This is a genomic window from Mangrovihabitans endophyticus, assembly GCF_014646155.1.
Lineage (GTDB): Bacteria > Actinomycetota > Actinomycetes > Mycobacteriales > Micromonosporaceae > Actinoplanes > Actinoplanes endophyticus.
Window position 1 is genome coordinate 50,709 of record NZ_BMMX01000031.1, and the last position, 12,681, is coordinate 63,389.

Below are 12,681 nucleotides of genomic sequence, written 5' to 3' on the forward strand. Positions count from 1 at the left end.
TCAGACCTCCATTCCGAACTGCCGGGTGAAACGCACGTCGCCCTCGACCATGTCGCGCATGTCGGTGACGCCGTCGCGGAACATCAGGGTGCGCTCGACGCCCATGCCGAACGCGAAGCCGGAGTACCGGTCCGGGTCGATGCCGCACGCGGTGAGCACCCGCGGGTTGACCATGCCGCAGCCGCCCCATTCCACCCAGCGCGGCCCGTCGCGATGCTGGGCGAACCACACGTCGAACTCGGCGGACGGCTCGGTGAACGGGAAGTAATGCGGACGGAACCGGGTGCGCGCGTCCGGGCCGAACATCTCCCGGGCGAAGTGGTCCAGCGTGCCGCGCAGATGGGCCATGGAGATGCCCTCGTCCACCACCAGGCCCTCGATCTGGTGGAAGACCGGGCTGTGGGTGGCGTCCAGCTCATCGGTGCGGTACGCACGGCCGGGTGCCACCACATAGATCGGCGGCGTCCGGGTGAGCATGGTGCGCACCTGACCGGGTGACGTGTGGGTGCGCATCACCAGGCCGGGCAGGTCCACATAGAAGGTGTCCATGGCGCCGCGCACCGGGTTGTCCGGGCCGATGTTGAGCGCGTCGAAGTTGGCCCATTCGAGTTCCAGCTCGGGGCCCTCGACCACCTCGTAGCCCATGCCGATGAACAGGTCGGCCATGCGTTCCATGAGCGTGGTCAGCGGATGCCGGGCGCCGCGCGGACGCCGGTCCCACGGCAGGGTGACGTCGACACGTTCCTCGACCAGCACCCGCGCGGCACGTTCCCGCTCCAGATCCACGGCACGCGCGTCGTACGCCGCCTGCACCGCCTGCCGCGCCTGGTTCACCCGCTTGCCGGCGTCGGCCTTCGCGGCCGGCGGCAGCGAGCCGATCTCCCGACGGGCCAGCGACACCGGCGCCCGGTCACCCAGGTGGGCCGGCTTCAACGCGCCGAGGGCATCCAGGTCGGGTGCCTCGGTGAACGCCTTCTCGGCGTCCCGCACCGCGGCGTCGAGCATTTCCGGATCGAGCTGGGCGGCCTGCTTCGGGTCGTACGGATCATTGCGGTAGGACATGGTCGGGCGAACTCCCTCAACACCGGATGAGCGCAAACGCTCGTCGGAACCGAGTGCACCGAGCGCAGCGCGGGCCGCGAGGGCTACTCAGGTGGGTCAGTGTACGGATGCACGGCTGGGCCGCCGCCCGCCGGTCAGGGAGTGAAGCGCGAAAGAGTCAGCCGCGAAACGGCTCGAACCCACGCCCGCGACCAGCGGGCCGGGTAAACATCCGGATCATCGCAGGGACTCCTGTCGTTGCGCTCTGGCCGAAGCATACAGGCACACCGCCGCGGCGGCAGCCAGGTTGAGGCTCTCCGCCCCGCCGTAGATCGGCACCCGCACCCGGTGGTCGGCGGCGGCCATCACCGCCTCCGGCAGGCCGTGCGCCTCGGACCCGAACAGCCAGGCGGTGGGCCGGGCGAGCAGGCGATCGTCGAGCAGCCGGTCCAGGTCGGTGTCGCCGTGCCCGGTGGTGGCCAGCACCTGCAAGCCGGCCGCGCGCAAGTCGTCGACCACCGGCAGCGGTGCGCGGACCACATCGACGTGGAACAGGCTGCCCGCCGAGGAGCGGACACACTTGCCGTTGTACGGGTCGACCGCGTCGCCGGCGAACACCACCGCGCCCGCGCCGGCCGCATCCGCCGTGCGCAGCACCGTGCCCGCGTTGCCGGGGTCCCGGATCTCGGCGGCCACCGCGACCAGCCGCGGGCGCTTGGCCAGCGCCTCGGCCAGCGACACGTCAGCCTGCGCGCAGACCGCGACCAGGCCCTGCGGCTGCACCGTCTCGGCCAGCGCCGCGAGCGCCTCATCGGTCACCGGGGACACCTGCGGAGCACGGGCGGCCAGTTCGGCGTGCCGGTCGAGCGCGGACGGCGTGCCGAACAACTCCAGCACCGCCCCGGCGAGCAGCGCGGAACGGACGGCCTGCGGCCCCTCGGCCAGAAAGCGGCCGGCACGGTCACGGTCGCGGCGGCGCTGCAGCCGGCGCGCCGCGACGACGCGAGGCGTACGCGGTGTGAAGGTCACGGTCCATCCCTGCGGTGAGACGTCCGGTCCCTGTGGGGACGGACACGGCGAGGCGCCTCCCGCCGTGGCGGGAGGCGCCTCGAAGGTGCGTGCGGCCGCAGCCTCAGGCGGCCTGGGCCGCGGCGCCGCCGGTGCCTTCGGCCGCGACGGCGTCCTTGGCGATCTTCACGATCGCGGCGAACGAGGCGGCGTCGTTGACCGCCATGTCGGCCAGGATCTTGCGGTCCACCTCGACGCCGGCCAGGCGCAGGCCCTGGATCAGCCGGTTGTAGGTCAGGCCGTTGGCCCGGGCGCCCGCGTTGATCCGGGTGATCCATAGCTGGCGGAAGTCACCCTTGCGGTCACGGCGGTCCCGGTACGAGTACTGCATCGAGTGCAGCACCTGCTCCTTGGCCTTGCGGTACAGGCGGGAGCGCTGACCGCGGTATCCGCTGGCGGTCTCCAGCAACGTGCGACGCTTCTTCTGGGCGTTCACTGCCCGCTTGACGCGTGCCATGTCAGTTACTCCTTACAGGGGAACGTGGGCGGCGCGCGTCAGCGGCCCAGCAGCTTCTTCACTCGCTTGGTGTCGGCCTTGGCCACGCCGACCGTGCCGGTCATCCGGCGGGTGACATGGGAGGACTTGCCCTCCAGCAGGTGGCGCTTGCCGGCCTGCTCGCGGACGATCTTGCCCTTGCCGGTGACCTTCACCCGCTTGCCCATGCCGGTGTGGCTCTTCATCTTCGGCACTTGGAACGCCTCTACTCTGCTCTGCCTCCCCGCGGCCCGCGGACCGCGCCCGGGAGGAACCTCTCCCGCAGGCGAACGACCGCCGGGCGGGAATCTCGATTACTGCGACCTTCGGCTCGTCGCCGCCCTCACCCGTGATGGGCGAGGGAGGTCACTCGGCGCTGGTGCTGGTGTCGGCGGTGGCCGCCGGAGCACCGGCCGCCTCGGCGTCGCGCGGCTCCCGCGAACGGTGGCCGGCAGTGGCCGCAGCCGCCTTGGTCGCCCGATGCGGGGCCAGCACCATGATCATGTTGCGGCCGTCCTGCTTCGGACTGGCCTCCACGAACCCGAGGTCCGAGATCTCCTCGCTGAGCCGGCGCAACAGCCGGAAGCCCAGCTCGGGACGGCTCTGCTCGCGACCGCGGAACATGATCGTCACCTTGACCTTGTCGCCCGCCTTGAGGAAACGCACCACGTGACCCTTCTTGGTCTCGTAGTCGTGCGGGTCGATCTTCGGCCGCAGCTTCATTTCCTTGATGACGGTCTGCTGCTGGTTGCGCCGGGCCTCGCGCGCCTTGAGTGCACTCTCGTATTTGAACTTGCCGAAGTCCATGAGCTTGCACACCGGCGGACGCGCCATCGGAGCAACTTCGACCAGATCCAGGTCGACATCCGAGGCCAGTTGAAGGGCGCGCTCCAGCGGGACGATGCCCACCTGCTCACCCTCCGGACCGACCAGCCGCACTTCGCGTGCCCGGATCTGTTCGTTGACGCGTGGTTCGACGCTGATGGGGCCTCCTCAGAACGATCGTTCGACGCGGCCCGGACGAACCGGGCCGGCGTCTGCCAATGGCGGTCGGCCCCGGCCGCCCCCGACACGCAGGGACGACGGGAAAGCAGAAGACCCCGGCACATGCCGGGGCCCGCTCGACCGGTCATCGGCGTCCACGAGGACGCTCCCCCCGCCCCGGGAGATTCCCCGAGCGGGTGACCGGACCCGAACACTCCAGGAGTGATCAGGTGGGAGCCGGCGGGCTCCTCTTTCGCGTCCGCCCCTCACGTCGCTGCCTGCGATTCAGCCGACGGGCGTCATCACAGGTCGACGGTGCGGGTGGACGTGGTCGACTCGGCGTGAAGTCTATCAGCCCCGCGCGGCAGCCGCATGCAGGGCCCGCAGCGCCCGCACGCCGTCCACCGCGTACCCCTTGTCGGCCGCCTGCAGGGCATGCACCGACACCGTCTCGTCGTCGGCGAGCTCCAGCGTGGCCCACGGCGAACTGCGGTCGAACCGCACCGCGCGCACCACGTCCCAGGGCAGGTCGTACCCGCCCACCACATTGCGCACGCGCACCCGGTCGGCGTCGGCGCTCACCCGCGGCCGCAGAAACGCCAGCACGCCGAGGGCGATCAGCACACCCAAGCCGATCATCGCGGCCTGGTCGCCGCGCCGAAACTGGCCGATGCCGTCACCCGTCCCGCCGTGCAGGCCGAAACTCAGCACGGTGAACAGGACGACCACCGCAACGGCGGCGATGCCCGCCACCCAGCGGATGCGACGCGGGCGGAACACGACGGGAGTCACGACAACCACGGTACTCACCACCTGGCCTACAGCCGGCAGTTGGCGATGTCGGTGACCAGGATGGCGCGGGCACCCAGGTCGTACAGCTCGTCCATGATCTTGTGAACGTCGTCGCGCCGGACCATGGCCTGCACCGCGACCCAGCCCTCGCGGTGCAGCGGGGAGACCGTCGGCGACTCGATGCCCGGGGTGAGGGCGGTGGCGTTCTCCAGCAGCTCGGCCGGCACGTCGTAGGCGAGCATCACGAAGCTGCGGGCCACCATCACGCCCTGCAGCCGGCGCATCAACTGCGCGCGCTTCTCCTCCGCGGTGTCCGCGCGGCCGATCAGGACCGCCGAGGATCGCAGGATCGGCTCGCCCACGGTGACCAGACCGGCCTGGCGCAGCGTCGCGCCGGTCTCCACCACGTCGGCGATGAGATCGGCGACGCCGAGCCGGACGGCGTTCTCCACCGCGCCGTCCAGCGGCACCACCTCGGCCTTGAGGTCGTGCTCGGCGAGGTAGCGCTCGACCACGCCCGGGTACGCGGTGGCGATGCGCCGCCCGCCCAGTTCCTCGGCGGAGGCCAGCGAGTCGGCCGGGGCGGCCCAGCGGAACGTGGCGCCGCCGAAGCCGAGGTCCAGCAACTCGTGCGCGGCGGCGCCGGAGTCGACCAGCAGGTCCCGGCCGGTGATGCCGAGATCGAGATCACCCGAGGCCACGTACGTGGCGATGTCGCGCGGACGCAGATAGAAGAACTCGACGCCGTTGGCGGCGTCCCGGCAGAGCAGATCCTTGGGGTCGGAGCGCTGGCGGTAGCCGGCGTCGCGCAGCATCTGGGCGGCGGGTGTGGACAGGGTGCCCTTGTTGGGCACGGCGATACGCAACATGACGTGTTTGCTCCAAAATCGTTTGAACGAGGAGGGCTCGGACACGTCACAGATGTCGGTAGACGTCCTTGAGCTCCAGGCCACTGGCGATCATCAGCACCTGAGCCTGGTAGAGAAGCTGGGAGATCTCCTCGGCGGTGCGCTCGGGGCCCTCGTGCTCGGCCGCCATCCACGACTCGGCCGCCTCCTCGACGACCTTCTTGCCGATGAAGTGCACCCCGCGCTCCAACGCCTCGACGGTCGACGACCCGGCCGGCCGCTGCACCGCCTTCGCCTGCAACTCGGCGAACAACTCTTCGAACGTCTTCACAGGATGCGATTGTGGCAGCCCATCACATCGCCGTACACGGACGCCCCCGACAGTGAACCCTTTTCAACGTGCCGAGGCCGGCCGACGCCGCCGCTGGTCGACGGCGCGCAACCGACGGGCTCGATGCCAGGTTGAAAAAGGTTCAGTGGAGACGTGGCTTAGGCTGCCCGTCATGGTCGCCAGACACACCCTCCCCGCACTGGGCGGCGCGGTTCTCGTCCTCACCGCGGCGGTCGCCTGCGCCCCCGCCGACGAGACGACCGGCGGGCCCGGCGCCTCACCGTCGGCCTCCGTGGACCCCTGTCCGCCGGGTGGCCTGCCCACCCTGGCCAAGGGCACGCTCACCATCGGCACCGACAATCCCGCGTACGAGCCGTGGTTCGTCGGCAACAAGCCGGAGAACGGCAAGGGTTTCGAGTCCGCGGTGGCCTACCAGGTCGCCGAGCGTCTCGGATACCCGGCGTCGCGAGTGACCTGGACCCGCGTGCCGTTCAACAACGCCATCCAGCCGGGTCCCAAGTCCTTCGACATGGACATCAACCAGTTCTCCGTCACCGACGAGCGCGAGGAGGCGGTGGACTTCTCCTCGCCGTACTACCTGGTGCGGCAGACGGTGATCACCACCAAGGGGTCGGTGGTGGACGGGCAGACCAGCGTGGCCGGGCTGCGCAACGCCAAGCTGGGCGCGCAGGTGGGCACCACCAGCCTGCAGGCGATCAACGACGCGATCAAGCCGAGCCGGCAGCCCCAGGTGTTCAACAGCAACGACGACGCCAAGCAGGCGCTGCAGAACGGCACCGTGGACGGCCTGGTGGTGGACCTGCCGACGGCGTTCTACATGACCTCCGCGGAGCTCACCGACGGCGTCATCGTCGGGCAGTTGCCGCAGGTCGGCGTGCCCGAACGGTTCGGCATCCTGCTGGACAAGGACTCCCCGCTCACCGAGTGCGTCACCGACGCGGTGGACGAGCTGCGGCAGGACGGCACCCTCGCGGTGCTGGAGAAGACCTGGCTGGCCGGTTCGGACGGCGCACCCGAACTGTCGTGACCGGCCCCGCACCGGCGGCCGGCGGCCGGACCGGCGGGTTCCGGCCCGTTGACGGATTCCGGCCCAGCGCCGTGCAGGCCGGGCGGATCGCGTACCGGCGCCGCCAGACGGTCCGCTCGGTGCTGCTGGCCGCGCTGTCCACCGGCGTGCTCGGCGTGCTGCTGGTGGTCGCGGTCACCGGCGCTCCGGGATGGGAGCGGGTGCGGACCTCGTTCTTCGACCTCGGCGTCGCCCGCGAGTCGTTCCCGGCCATCCTGCAGGGGTTATGGCTCAACATCCGGATGCTCGTGGTGTGCGCCGTGGCGGCGCTGGCGCTCGGCCTGCTCATCGCCGTGCTGCGCACCCTCCGCGGTCCGGTCTTCTTCCCGGTACGCGCGATGGCCACCGGGTACACGTACGTGTTCCGCGGCGTACCGCTGATCATCGTGATCTACCTGTTCGCCTTCGGCGTGCCCGGCCTGCGCCTGCGGGGCACCCCGAGCGTGCTGGTGCTGGGCGGCGCGGCGATGGTCATCACGTACGGCGCTTATCTGGCCGAGGTGTTCCGGGCGGGCATCGAATCGGTGCATCCGAGCCAGCTCGCCGCCGCCCGGTCGCTCGGCCTCACCTACCGGCAGACCATGCGTCACGTGGTGCTGCCGCAGGCCGTGCGCCGGGTGGCGCCGCCGCTGCTGAACGACACCGTCGCCCTGCAGAAAGACGTGGGGCTGGTGTCCCTGGCCGGGCCGGTGGACGCGGTGCGCGCCGCGCAGATCGCCACCGCCGAACACTTCAACTACACCCCGTACATCGTCGCGGCGGTGCTGTTCGTGCTGCTCGCCGCGCCGCTGATCGCGGTGACCGACGCGGTCACCCTGCGCGCCGCGCGGCGGCAGGATGCGGGGGCGTGATGGCGTTGCTGAGCTGCGCCGGGATCCGCAAGGAGTTCGGCGGCCACGTGGTCCTCGACGACCTGAGCCTGGACGTGGCCGAACACCAGGTGGTCGCGCTGATCGGGACGTCCGGATCCGGCAAGTCCACCCTCCTGCGCTGCCTGAACCTGCTGGAACGGGTGGACGACGGGGTGATCACCCTGGACGGCGAGGACATCACCGACCCGCGGGCCGACCCGGACCGGGTGCGCCGGCGCATCGGCATGGTGTTCCAGTCGTACAACCTGTTCCCGCACATGACGGTGCTGGACAACATCGTCCTCGCGCCGGTCCGGGTGCACTCCCGCGCCCCGCAGCAGGCCCGCGTCCAGGCGCGGGAGTGGCTGGACCGGCTGGGGCTGGCGGACAAGGCGCTCAGCTACCCGGACCGGCTGTCCGGCGGCCAGCAGCAGCGGGTGGCGATCGTCCGCGCCCTGGTCAACGAGCCGCGCCTGCTGCTGCTCGACGAGGTGACCTCGGCGCTGGACCCGGAGCTGGTGGGCGAGGTGCTCAGCATGATCCGGGACCTCAAGGAATCCGGCATGACCATGGTGCTGGCGACACACGAGATGGGTTTCGCCCGCCAGGTGGCCGACCGGGTGGTGTTCCTGGACGGCGGCCGGGTGATCGAGTCGGGACCGCCGGAGCGGGTGCTGGGCGACCCGGAGCAGGCCCGCACCCGGCAGTTCCTGGCACGCATCATCGCGGCCGGCCGGCTCTGATCTCCCGGGCTTCGGTGCTGCCGGCCCTGCTCTCCCGCCCCAGCTCTGCCGGCCCCAGCTCTGCCGGCCCCAGCTCTGCCGGCCCTGCACGGCGGGCTCCGCCCGGCCGGGAGTCTCCGCCCGGCCGGGAGTCTCCGCCCGGCCGGGAGTCTCCGCCCGGCCGGGAGTCAGAGCGTCACAGCGAGCGGATCACCAGCGCCGCGTCCAGCACCGCCACCGTCGCCTGCCAGCCCTTGTCCTCGATCGAGTCCTCCAGACCGGCCCGGTCCCGCGCCTGGCCCAGTGACTCCACGGTGAGCACCCCGTGCGCCACCGGCGTCCGCTCGTCCAGTGCGACACGCGTCAGCCCCTGGGTCACCGCGTCGCAGACGTAGTCGAAGTGCGCCGTCTCACCGCGGATCACCACGCCCAGCGCCACCACCGCGTCGCACTGCTGCGTCAGCGCCTGCGCCACCACCGGCAACTCCACCGAGCCGGCCACGCGCAGCACCACCACGTCGTCCACCCCGCACGCCTTGGCGGCCTGCTCGGCACGGTCGATCATGTGATCGACCAGGCTGCCGTGCCAACGCGAGCCGACGATGCCGAGCCGCAACCCGGCCGCGTCGACGGTCTGCATGTGCGGATCACCGAACCCGGCCATGTCTGCCCTCCTCTGCCCTGCTCATCCTCGCGCACGCGGCATGCGCCGCGGCGCATTCACCAAGAATCGCCATCATCAGCCCAAGGCTTCGAACAGGTGGCCCATTCGATCCCGCTTGGTGCGCAGGTAGCGGACGTTCTCCGGGTGCAGCCGCACCGGCAACTCCTCGCGACCCGACACGGTCAGGCCGTACCCCTCCAGCCCGGCGCGCTTGGCCGGGTTGTTGGTCAGCAGCCGCATCGAGCGCACCCCCAGGTCGTACAGGATCTGCGCGCCCGTGCCGTAGTCCCGCGCGTCGGCCGGCAGGCCCAGCTCCAGGTTCGCGTCGACGGTGTCGAAACCCCGTTCCTGCAACTGGTACGCCTGCAGCTTGTGCAGCAGGCCGATGCCGCGCCCCTCATGGCCACGCATGTAGAGCACCACGCCGCGGCCCGCCTCGGCGACCCGCCGCAGCGCCGCGTCCAGTTGCGGCCCGCAGTCGCACCGGTGCGAGCCGAAGACGTCCCCGGTCAGGCACTCGGAATGCACCCGGACCAGCACGTCCTGCCCGTCACCCAGATCTCCGCACACCAGGGCGACATGCTCGCCGCCGTCCACCAGCGCGCGGTAGCCGACCGCGGTGAACAGGCCGTGCTCGGTCGGCAGGCGGGTTTCCACCACCCGTTCCACCTGCCGCTCCCGCCGCCGGCGGTACGCGATCAGCTCGGCGACGCTGATCAGCGCCAGGCCGTGCTCGGCAGCGAACCGTTCCAGGTCCGGGCCGCGCATCATGGCGCCGTCGTCGCGGACCATCTCGCAGAGCACCCCGGCGGGCCGCAGGCCGGCGAGCGTCGCCAGGTCGATCGACGCCTCGGTGTGCCCGGGACGGCGCAGCACGCCACCCGGACGGGCGCGCAGCGGCACCACGTGACCCGGGCGGGACAGGTCCGCCGCGGTCGTCTGCGCCGACCCGAGCAGCCGGATGGTGTGCGCCCGGTCGGCCGCGGAGATGCCGGTGGTCACTCCCTCCCGGGCGTCCACCGTGACCGCGTACGCGGTGCCGCGCCGGTCCTGGTTGGTCTGCACCATCGGGGGCAGCCCGAGCCGGTCCGCCTCGTCCTCGGGCAGCGACACGCAGATGTACCCGGAGGTGTGCCGCACCATGAACGCGACGAGCTCCGGGGTGGCACATTCGGCGGCGAAGATCAGGTCGCCCTCGTTCTCCCGGTCCGCGTCGTCGACCACGATCACCGGCCGGCCCGCCCCGATCTCCTCGACCGCCCGGTCGACACGCTCAGACATGGCGCTCCCCCAGCATCTTCTCGACGTACTTGGCGATCACGTCCACCTCGATGTTGACCGGGTCGCCCACCGACTTGGCGCCCAGCACGGTCAGCTTGAGGGTGGCGGGGATCAGACCGACGCCGAACGACTCGGCGTCCACCGTGGTCACCGTGAGGGAGACGCCGTCCACGGTGACGGAACCCTTCTCCACCACGTACCGGGAAAGCTGCGGCGGCAGCGCGAAGCGCACCACCTCCCACTGATCCGCGGGCTCGCGGGAGACGATCGTGGCCACCCCGTCCACGTGCCCCTGCACCAGGTGACCGCCCAGCCGGCCACCGACGACCGCGGCCCGTTCCAGGTTGACCTGGCCGCCCGGCCGCAGCGCGCGCAGCGAGGAGCGGCGCAGGGTCTCGCCCATGACGTCGGCGGTGAACACCTGGTCGGTGTTGTCGACCACGGTCAGACAGACGCCGTTGACGGCGATCGAGTCGCCGTGCCGGGCGTCGGCGGTGACCAGCGGCCCGCGAATCGCGAGCACGGCGCTGTCCCCGCCGGCGTCGGTGAGGCGGACGACCTCACCCAGTTCCTCGACGATGCCGGTGAACATCGCTCAGTTCTCCTTCGGGCGCAGTGATGCGGTGAGGCGCAGGTCGGGGCCGATCTGCGTGACGTCGGTGAGGTCGAACTCGATGGCTTCGGCGATGGTGGTCACGCCCGCGTCCAGCACGGCCGTGGGGCCGGCGCCGAGCAGCTTCGGCGCCACATAGCCGACCACCCGGTCCACCAGTCCCGCGGCCAGGAACGCCCCGGCCAGGGTGGGCCCGCCCTCCAGCAGGGCGGACCGGATGCCGCGCGCGTGCAGCGCGGCGAGCAGCTCGTGCAGGTCGATTCGGCCGTCCGCGGCAGCGCCCAGTTCGGCGGTGGTGGCGATCCAGGTGGGTGCCGCCGTGTCCCGGACCCGCGCCTGTTGCGGCGTGCGAGCGTGCGAGTCCACCACCACGCGCAGCGGCTGCTTGACCGCCAGCCGGCCGTCCGGCGGGCGGCGCACGGTCAACTGCGGGTCGTCGGCGAGCACCGTGCCGATGCCGGCGATGATCCCGTCCACCGTGCCGCGCAACTCGTGCACGTCCTGGCGGGCCTGCGCCGAGGTGATCCACCGGCTGGTGCGGTCGGGCGCGGCGCTGCGCCCGTCCAGGGTGGCCGCGTATTTCCAGGTCAGGTACGGACGACCGCGGCGCATCGCGGTCAGCCAGGCGATGTTCCCGGCGGTCGCCTCGGCGCGCAGCACGCCCGCCTCCACCTCCACGCCGGCCGCGCGCAGCACCTCGGTGCCGCCGGCCGCCTCGGTGGTCGGATCGTCCACCGCGACGATCACACGAGCGACGCCGGCCTCGATGAGCGCGCGCGAGCAGGGGCCGGTGCGGCCCACGTGATTGCAGGGCTCCAGCGTGGTGACGGCGGTCGCGCCGCGCGCCCGGTCGCCGGCCTGGCCAAGCGCCACGATCTCGGCGTGCGGACCTCCGGCGTACGCGTGGAAGCCCTCGCCGACCACCTCGCCGGCCGGGTCCAGAATCACGCAGCCGACCACCGGGTTGGGGCTGGCGGTGCCGAGACCACGCGCGGCCAGCGCGATGGCACGGCGCATCGCCTCGTCCTCAGTCACCGTCGTCCTCCCTGCTGCACCGGCGCGGACACGCGCAGCGGGGGGAAGAAGAAAGGCGGGAAACCGGACAAAAGGCTCGCTCACGCATGCGGGCCGGACGCGATTCGAAGGCAAGCCCGAATCGCCCCGGACCACGATGCCCAGGCGGCACCCCGGTCCTGCTCCGCGCGCTGTCTCCCATCCGGACTGTCTGATCGGCAACACCGTGCCGGTCAACCGTCGGCCCCGGAATCTCACCGGGTCCACCGTCCGCTCCGATCGGAGCAGCCGGGTCGCGGGCTCATCGCCGCCGGAGCAGCGCATCACCGCCGGTTCGGAATTTCACCGAGTCCCGCCAGCGCGTGGTGGGTTACCGCCCAGTCTTCCACGCCCGGGCACTTTTGCCACCCACCGGTCGGACAGGTCACACCACAGGGCACCCCCACCCGCACCGCACACCCCGCACCGCACCGCCCGCACCGCCCCGCACCGCCCCGCACCCCTTCCACCCGGCACCCCTTCCACCCGGCACCCCTTCCACCCGGCACCCCTTCCACCCCGCGCCCCCGCGTCGCGCCCCCGCGTCGCGCCCCCGCGTCACGCCCCCGCGTCACGCCCCCGCGTCACGCCCCCGCGTCACGCCCCCGCGTCGCGCCCGGAGGCGTCGATCTTGGACTTTGCGGGTCCGTTAAGAACGGCTATACCCGACTTGTCGGACCGCTTTCTCCAAGATCGACGCGACCACTAGATCGATCTTGAAGATTGCGTGCCCGGTTCGATCGCTTATGGCGGTTATGTCGCAACGAAAAGTTCAAGATCGGCGCGGGACAGGACGCCGGCGCGCGCGAGGGCGGGGCGGCGCGGACGCGGACGGCGCGGGCGCGGGCGGGGCGGACGGGACGCCGTACGG

The 12,681-nt window shown here is 71.6% G+C and carries 15 protein-coding genes and 1 riboswitch; of the genes, 3 read left to right on the forward strand and 12 right to left on the reverse strand.

Annotated features, from left to right (window positions below; all coding sequences use genetic code 11):
- The 8 genes from IEY73_RS24845 to IEY73_RS24880 form a co-directional block, all read right to left on the reverse strand.
- Positions 1-1,062, reverse strand: a complete 1,062-nt coding sequence (locus tag IEY73_RS24845; RefSeq protein ID WP_189081728.1) for a phenylalanine--tRNA ligase subunit alpha — start codon at positions 1,060-1,062, stop codon at positions 1-3.
- A gap of 216 nt (positions 1,063-1,278) precedes the next feature.
- Positions 1,279-2,070 (reverse strand): TrmH family RNA methyltransferase, encoded by a 792-nt coding sequence (locus IEY73_RS24850; RefSeq protein WP_189081729.1) that lies wholly within the window; start codon positions 2,068-2,070, stop codon positions 1,279-1,281.
- A 103-nt stretch (positions 2,071-2,173) separates the two neighbouring features.
- Positions 2,174-2,566, reverse strand: a complete 393-nt coding sequence (rplT, locus tag IEY73_RS24855; RefSeq protein WP_189081730.1) for a 50S ribosomal protein L20 — start codon at positions 2,564-2,566, stop codon at positions 2,174-2,176.
- Positions 2,567-2,604: 38 nt separating this feature from the next.
- On the reverse strand, positions 2,605-2,799 hold the full coding sequence (rpmI, locus tag IEY73_RS24860; RefSeq protein ID WP_189081731.1) for a 50S ribosomal protein L35: 195 nt from the start codon (positions 2,797-2,799) through the stop codon (positions 2,605-2,607).
- Between the two features lie 151 nt (positions 2,800-2,950).
- Complete coding sequence (gene infC / locus IEY73_RS24865) at positions 2,951-3,568, reverse strand: translation initiation factor IF-3 (protein WP_189081743.1); 618 nt, start codon at positions 3,566-3,568, stop codon at positions 2,951-2,953.
- Positions 3,569-3,919: 351 nt separating this feature from the next.
- A complete protein-coding gene (locus tag IEY73_RS24870; protein ID WP_189081732.1) occupies positions 3,920-4,360 on the reverse strand; it encodes a PH domain-containing protein in 441 nt (146 codons plus the stop codon).
- 26 nt (positions 4,361-4,386) lie between these two features.
- On the reverse strand, positions 4,387-5,229 hold the full coding sequence (gene hisG / locus IEY73_RS24875) for an ATP phosphoribosyltransferase (RefSeq protein ID WP_189081733.1): 843 nt from the start codon (positions 5,227-5,229) through the stop codon (positions 4,387-4,389).
- A gap of 46 nt (positions 5,230-5,275) precedes the next feature.
- Positions 5,276-5,539, reverse strand: coding sequence for a phosphoribosyl-ATP diphosphatase (locus IEY73_RS24880; protein ID WP_189081734.1), 264 nt, complete (start codon positions 5,537-5,539; stop codon positions 5,276-5,278).
- Positions 5,540-5,711: 172 nt separating this feature from the next.
- On the opposite strand from IEY73_RS24880, the gene IEY73_RS24885 reads away from it, so the two are divergent.
- From IEY73_RS24885 to IEY73_RS24895, 3 genes are all read left to right on the forward strand, one after another.
- Positions 5,712-6,587: an ABC transporter substrate-binding protein gene (locus tag IEY73_RS24885; protein ID WP_189081735.1), complete on the forward strand. Its 876-nt coding sequence runs from the start codon at positions 5,712-5,714 to the stop codon at positions 6,585-6,587.
- 71 nt (positions 6,588-6,658) lie between these two features.
- Positions 6,659-7,477, forward strand: a complete 819-nt coding sequence (locus tag IEY73_RS24890; protein ID WP_229716127.1) for an amino acid ABC transporter permease — start codon at positions 6,659-6,661, stop codon at positions 7,475-7,477.
- Positions 7,477-8,220 carry an amino acid ABC transporter ATP-binding protein gene (locus IEY73_RS24895; RefSeq protein WP_189081744.1) on the forward strand — a complete coding sequence of 248 codons (744 nt, stop codon included), beginning with the start codon at positions 7,477-7,479 and terminating at the stop codon, positions 8,218-8,220. Before IEY73_RS24890 ends, IEY73_RS24895 begins: the two co-directional genes overlap by 1 nt.
- A 175-nt stretch (positions 8,221-8,395) precedes the next feature.
- Here IEY73_RS24895 and ribH read toward each other — a convergent pair whose 3' ends face one another.
- The 4 genes from ribH to ribD all read right to left on the reverse strand — a co-directional run bounded on the left by ribH (position 8,396) and on the right by ribD (position 11,774).
- Entirely contained in the window at positions 8,396-8,863 is a 468-nt protein-coding gene (gene ribH, locus IEY73_RS24900; RefSeq protein WP_189081737.1) for a 6,7-dimethyl-8-ribityllumazine synthase, read from the reverse strand.
- Between the two features lie 75 nt (positions 8,864-8,938).
- Positions 8,939-10,144 carry a bifunctional 3,4-dihydroxy-2-butanone-4-phosphate synthase/GTP cyclohydrolase II gene (locus IEY73_RS24905; RefSeq protein ID WP_189081738.1) on the reverse strand — a complete coding sequence of 402 codons (1,206 nt, stop codon included), beginning with the start codon at positions 10,142-10,144 and terminating at the stop codon, positions 8,939-8,941.
- Positions 10,137-10,736 carry a riboflavin synthase gene (locus tag IEY73_RS24910; RefSeq protein ID WP_189081739.1) on the reverse strand — a complete coding sequence of 200 codons (600 nt, stop codon included), beginning with the start codon at positions 10,734-10,736 and terminating at the stop codon, positions 10,137-10,139. Before IEY73_RS24910 ends, IEY73_RS24905 begins: the two co-directional genes overlap by 8 nt.
- Before the next feature lie 3 nt (positions 10,737-10,739).
- On the reverse strand, positions 10,740-11,774 hold the full coding sequence (gene ribD / locus IEY73_RS24915) for a bifunctional diaminohydroxyphosphoribosylaminopyrimidine deaminase/5-amino-6-(5-phosphoribosylamino)uracil reductase RibD (protein WP_189081745.1): 1,035 nt from the start codon (positions 11,772-11,774) through the stop codon (positions 10,740-10,742).
- Positions 11,775-11,957: 183 nt separating this feature from the next.
- A riboswitch (FMN riboswitch) is annotated at positions 11,958-12,135 on the reverse strand.
- Between the last annotated feature and the right edge of the window lie 546 nt (positions 12,136-12,681).

Excerpts from the sequence above, each read along its gene's own strand:
- IEY73_RS24845 (WP_189081728.1), bottom strand. The coding sequence starts at position 1,062 with ATGTCCTACCGCAATGATCCGTACGACCCGAAGCAGGCCGCCCAGCTC.
- rplT (WP_189081730.1), bottom strand. The coding sequence starts at position 2,566 with ATGGCACGCGTCAAGCGGGCAGTGAACGCCCAGAAGAAGCGTCGCACG.
- hisG (WP_189081733.1), bottom strand. The coding sequence starts at position 5,229 with ATGTTGCGTATCGCCGTGCCCAACAAGGGCACCCTGTCCACACCCGCC.
- IEY73_RS24885 (WP_189081735.1), top strand. The coding sequence starts at position 5,712 with ATGGTCGCCAGACACACCCTCCCCGCACTGGGCGGCGCGGTTCTCGTC.
- IEY73_RS24895 (WP_189081744.1), top strand. The coding sequence starts at position 7,477 with ATGGCGTTGCTGAGCTGCGCCGGGATCCGCAAGGAGTTCGGCGGCCAC.
- ribH (WP_189081737.1), bottom strand. The coding sequence starts at position 8,863 with ATGGCCGGGTTCGGTGATCCGCACATGCAGACCGTCGACGCGGCCGGG.
- IEY73_RS24905 (WP_189081738.1), bottom strand. The coding sequence starts at position 10,144 with ATGTCTGAGCGTGTCGACCGGGCGGTCGAGGAGATCGGGGCGGGCCGG.
- IEY73_RS24910 (WP_189081739.1), bottom strand. The coding sequence starts at position 10,736 with ATGTTCACCGGCATCGTCGAGGAACTGGGTGAGGTCGTCCGCCTCACC.
- ribD (WP_189081745.1), bottom strand. The coding sequence starts at position 11,774 with ATGCGCCGTGCCATCGCGCTGGCCGCGCGTGGTCTCGGCACCGCCAGC.